This window comes from Streptomyces sp. NPDC057565 (genome assembly GCF_042801455.1).
GTDB classification, from domain to species: Bacteria; Actinomycetota; Actinomycetes; order Streptomycetales; family Streptomycetaceae; genus Streptomyces; species Streptomyces yanii.
The window spans coordinates 1-1,175 of record NZ_JBHVFU010000188.1; the positions used below are offsets into that span (position 1 = coordinate 1).

The window sequence follows — 1,175 nt, forward strand, 5'->3', positions numbered from 1 at the left end:
CGACGACGGCGCGGAGGCGCCGGTCGTCGGCGTGGCGGTTTCGCCAGCTGATGTAGCGGCGGATCATGCTGCCCTGCTCCTTGTGGTCGGCATGGTCGGTGCCGTCGAGGGTGAAGTAGCGCAGGGCCGTGAACTGGGCCTCGATGCGGTTGAGCCAGGAGCTGTTGGTCGGGGTGTAGACCATCTCGACGTTGTTCGCCGCAGCCCAGGTGCCGACGCGCTGGCACTTCTTCGTGGTCAGGTGCGGGGAGAAGTTGTCACTGACGATCGCGATCCGGACCTCTCGCGGGTAGAGCGTCCGCAGGTAGCGGCAGAACTCCAGGAACTGGGTCCGCTTCTTGACCGGCTTGATGTGGCCGTAGAGCTTGTCCTTGGCCAGGTCCAGGGCGGCGAACAGGTGTCGCACCCCGCCGTAGCGGTTGTAGGTCGCCCGGCGCCGTCGGCGGGGCTCACGGTCGGGATCCTTGTGCTTGCCTCCTCGTTCGGCCCACTGCCGGCCCGGGTGCGGCATCAGATTCAGGGGTCCGAACTCGTCCATGCAGAAGATGACTTCAGGCTCGCCGTCCTCGGGTATGACCTCGCCGTCGGCGATCGCATAGAGGTGCTCGACGCGGGCCTTCTTGGCCGCGTAGTCCGGGTCGCGGGAGGTCTTCCAGGTCTTCAGGCGTTGAAAGGAGACGCCTTCCTCGCGGAGCAGGATGCGCAGGCCCTCGTGGCTGATGTCGTCGACCACCCCCTCAGCGACCAGGAAGTCCGCCAGCTTGGTCAGGCTCCAGGTCGAGAACGGCAGGTCGTGCTCGGTCGGCCTGGACTTGGCGATCTTCTTGATCTCGCGGCGTTCAGGCAGTGTGAACGTCTTCGGCCGGCCGCCCTTGTACTTCGGATACAGCGAGTCGAAGCCGTCCGTGTTGAAGTTGTGGATCACGTCTCTGACACGATCGTCGCTGGTGAACGACACCTCGGCGATCCTGGCCACCGGCATGCCCTGCGCGGACAACAGCACCATCTGGGCCCGCCGCCAGGTCACCACCGACCCGGTGCCCCTGCGGATGATCCGCAGCAGCCGCCGCCCCTCGTCATCATCGATCTCACGGACCTGCACTCGTATCGCCACCCGGACAGGGTGACCGTCACACGCCGCCCGGCACAGCACCCGGACGGCGTGTCACATCACA

The 1,175-nt window shown here is 66.1% G+C and carries 1 protein-coding gene; it reads right to left on the reverse strand.

Annotated features, from left to right (window positions below; translation table 11 throughout):
- A partial coding sequence (locus ACFU8W_RS52515; protein WP_384053021.1) for an IS630 family transposase occupies window positions 1–1,114 on the reverse strand: 1,114 nt, incomplete at its 3' end.
- Between the last annotated feature and the right edge of the window lie 61 nt (window positions 1,115–1,175).